This is a genomic window from Verrucosispora sp. SN26_14.1 (genome assembly GCF_004307965.1).
GTDB lineage: Bacteria > Actinomycetota > Actinomycetes > Mycobacteriales > Micromonosporaceae > Micromonospora.
On record NZ_SISL01000570.1, the window covers coordinates 1 to 3,367 of the forward strand.

Sequence of the window (3,367 nt, forward strand, 5' to 3'; positions counted from 1 at the left end):
CCCTCGGCCCCGGGGGTGACCTGGTGGCCGCCGCCGACCGGGTGCTGGCCGGGGTGGTGTCGGTGCAGACCTCGTCCGGCGGGCGCGGTGCCTCCGGTTCCGGTTTCCTGATCGACGGTCGGGGGCATGTGGTCACCAACGACCACGTGGTGGCCCGGGGCGGCACGATCCAGGTGGTCGGTCAGGACGGCCGTCGGCTGACCGCGCGGTTGGTCGGCCGTGACCCGGGTACGGACATCGCCGTGCTGCGTGTCGATCCGGGCAACGGGCTGCGCCCGCTGCCGCTCGCCCCCACCGGGCAGACTCGGGTGGGCGAACCGGTGCTCGCCGTCGGTTCGCCGCTGGGGCTCTCCGGCACGGTGACCGCCGGGATCGTCAGCGCGCTGGACCGCCCGGTCCGACTCGGTGGCGGCAGCACCCGGCAACCGGCGGTGCAGACCGACGCGTCCATCAACCCCGGCAATTCGGGCGGGCCGTTGGTCAACGGGCGGGGCGAGGTGGTCGGGGTCAACACCGCCATCGCCACACTGGAGGGAGGCGGCAACATCGGGATCGGCTTCGCGGTCCCGATCGACCGCGCGTCGCAGGTGGCGCAGAGGCTGATCGCGAGAGGGTGACGGACAGATGCGGCTGCTCGTGGTGGAGGACGAGGAGGACCTGGCCGGCGCGTTGCGGCTCGGGCTGGTCCGCGCCGGTTACGCCGTCGACGTCGCGGTGGACGCGGCGCAGGCGTACGAGCTGCTGCTGGTCAACGCGTACGACCTGATGCTGTTGGACGTCAACCTGCCCGAAGAGGACGGCTTCGCGGTGTGCCGGGCGATCCGCTCCGGCGCGGTCGAGGTCGCCGGTGGGCGGGACCTGCGCGTGTTGATGCTCACCGCCCGTGGCGCGCTCGGCGACCGGGTACGCGGGCTCGACGAGGGCGCGGACGACTACCTGGTGAAGCCATTCGCCCTCGTCGAGCTGCTGGCGCGGGTGCGGGCCCTGTTGCGGCGGGACACCGGCGGCACCGGGGTGGTGCTGACCGTGGGGGCGTTGAGCCTGGACGTGGCGCGGCAGGAGGCCCGTCGGGGCGTACGGGAACTCCAGCTCACCCGCAAGGAGTTCGGGGTGCTGGAGTACCTGATGACGCATCCGGGCCGGGTGGTGCCCGCCGAGGAGCTGCTGGAGCACGTCTGGGACGCCAACGCCGACCCGTTCACCGAGACGGTCCGGGTCACCGTGGGTACGCTGCGGCGCAAACTCACCGGCACCGACACCGAGCCACCGATCGAGACGGTGATCGGGCGCGGCTACCGGTTGCGAGAGGTGGCGGCGTGAGCGAGCGGACTGGGGTGGCGACGTGAGGCTGTTCCGGTCGATCCGGTTCCGGTTGACGGTGCTCTACTCGACGCTGTTGTTCGCGCTGGCCGGGGCGGGGCTGGCGGTGGCGTACGTGGCGGTGGACCGGGCGGTCGACCCGAAGCCGATCTCCAAACGGTACGAGGCGCAGCTCTACAAGCAGAAGGCCGACGGCCGGACGGTGGCCACCGGCACCACCATCGAGGTGGCCGAGGTGCAGCAGATAGAGGACGAGGTCAATCTGCGACTGTTGCAGACCGTCCGGGACTACTCGCTGATCGCGCTCGGTGGACTCTTCGTGGCGAGTCTCGGCATCGGGTGGGTGCTGTCGGGGCGGGCGTTGCGTCCGGTGGGCGCGATCGCGCGTACCGCCCGGGACATCCAGGCCACCGACCTGTCCCGCCGGATCCGGCTGGCCGGTCCCCGCGACGAGCTGCGGGATCTCGGCGACACCATCGACTCGATGCTGGATCGGCTGGACCACGCCTTTCACGCCCAACGTCAGCTCATCGACGACGCCTCACACGAGTTGCGCAGTCCGTTGGCGATCATCCGGGCGAACCTGGACGCCTCGCTGAACTCGCCGGAGGCCACCGAGCCGGAACGGACGGCGGCGGTGGCGACGATCGACCGGGCCACCACCCGGATGTCGCGGCTGGTGGAGGACCTGCTGGCCACCGCGCGCCGGGACGCCGACGCGATGGCCGACACCGACGTCGACCTGAGCGCGGTGGCGCGCGAGGCGGGCGAGGACTTCTCCCCACTGGCCGCCGGGCGCGGGCTGCGGCTGCGGTACGCGCTCGGCAACGACCTGGGGCTCATCGGCGACCCGGACGCCCTGCGTCGGGCGGCGGGCAACCTGCTCTCCAACGCGGTACGCCTCTCCCCGCTGGGCGGAGCCGTCCAGGTGGCGACCGGGCGTGCGGGCGGCTGGTTGTGGCTGGCGGTGGCGGACGAGGGACCGGGTATCGCCGAGGACGACCAGCGCCGGGTCTTCGACCGGTTCTGGCGCGGCGAGACCGGGCGGGGCGAGCCGGGTGATCGGCGTACCGGACTCGGGCTGGCAATCGTGCGGCAGATCGTGGAGTCGCACGGCGGGCAGGCCGCGGTCTTCTCCCGGCCCGGAACGGGCAGCGTCTTCGTGTTGTGGTTGCCCGCCGCGGACCGGGCCGACGACACGCCGCCGCCGGTCACCTCACCGCTCTGATCTGGCCTTGCGCCGCACAGCCGCCGCGCCGGGACAGGCCCGACCGTCGGGCGCGGGCACCGGTCGGCGGCGGGCACCGGCAGGATCTGTCATGCAAATGTCATCCAACCGTGCGGTCCACTCCAAGGTCGTTGCGCAGTGTGGTGGTCGATCGGGACGGCGCCTCGCGTCGCCGGCGTCGACGACGAAGGAGACCGCTGTGGTGATGCCGTGGCCCTGGCCGATGCCGGACGACCACTCCTTCCGCGCACTCTGGGACGAACCGCAGCATCACGACGAGGATGTCCGACTGGCCGCCCTGGTCGCCCAGCGGCTGAGCGCCGACTGGACCACCCGGCGGCAGCAGATCACCGTGATGGTGCAGAACAGCGTGGTGATCCTCACCGGGTTGGTCGGCAGCGCGGAGACCCGCCGCGCCGCCAGCGAGCTGGCCTGGGACGTCGAGGGCGTGCTGGACGTCTGCAACGCCCTGCGGCTGGCCAATACCAGGCGCAGCCGCCACTGAGCTCCGGCTCGCCCGTACCGCCAGGCACCGGTTGGTACGGGCGGGCCGGATCTGTTCGAGTCGCCTATCCCCGGCCGGGTCCCGCGGCCGGTCCGATCCCGGGCCCCTCCCCCAGGGCCCGGGATCGGGCGACACGATCACCCCGGCCCCGTTCTGACCGCCCCGCCCTCGCTCCCGAGACGGAGTCGAGGGCGGCGTCCGTTCCGGCCACCAGGGGGCCAGCGAATTCCGTCGGTCAGTGGGCCGGATCGGTGGTGGCGTCGGCCGGCGGCCGGCGGGCCTCAGGTGGCCTGCGGAGCCGGCCGGCGGTCAGC

General features: G+C 72.9%; 4 protein-coding genes. All 4 read left to right on the plus strand.

The window, feature by feature from the left end; translation table 11 throughout:
* A partial coding sequence (locus tag EYA84_RS29205; RefSeq protein WP_131057248.1) for a S1C family serine protease occupies positions 1 to 617 on the plus strand: 617 nt, incomplete at its 5' end.
* Between the two features lie 7 nt (positions 618 to 624).
* Entirely contained in the window at positions 625 to 1,320 is a 696-nt protein-coding gene (locus EYA84_RS29210; protein ID WP_162854394.1) for a response regulator transcription factor, read from the plus strand.
* A 22-nt stretch (positions 1,321 to 1,342) separates the two neighbouring features.
* Positions 1,343 to 2,548 carry a HAMP domain-containing sensor histidine kinase gene (locus EYA84_RS29215; protein ID WP_131057250.1) on the plus strand — a complete coding sequence of 402 codons (1,206 nt, stop codon included), beginning with the start codon at positions 1,343 to 1,345 and terminating at the stop codon, positions 2,546 to 2,548.
* Positions 2,549 to 2,753: 205 nt separating this feature from the next.
* On the plus strand, positions 2,754 to 3,053 hold the full coding sequence (locus tag EYA84_RS29220) for a BON domain-containing protein (protein WP_131057253.1): 300 nt from the start codon (positions 2,754 to 2,756) through the stop codon (positions 3,051 to 3,053).
* The last annotated feature ends 314 nt before the right edge of the window (positions 3,054 to 3,367 follow it).

Bases quoted from the DNA above. Each gene is read 5' to 3' on its own strand.
- EYA84_RS29210 (WP_162854394.1), top strand. From the start codon at position 625: ATGCGGCTGCTCGTGGTGGAGGACGAGGAGGACCTGGCCGGCGCGTTG.
- EYA84_RS29220 (WP_131057253.1), top strand. From the start codon at position 2,754: ATGCCGTGGCCCTGGCCGATGCCGGACGACCACTCCTTCCGCGCACTC.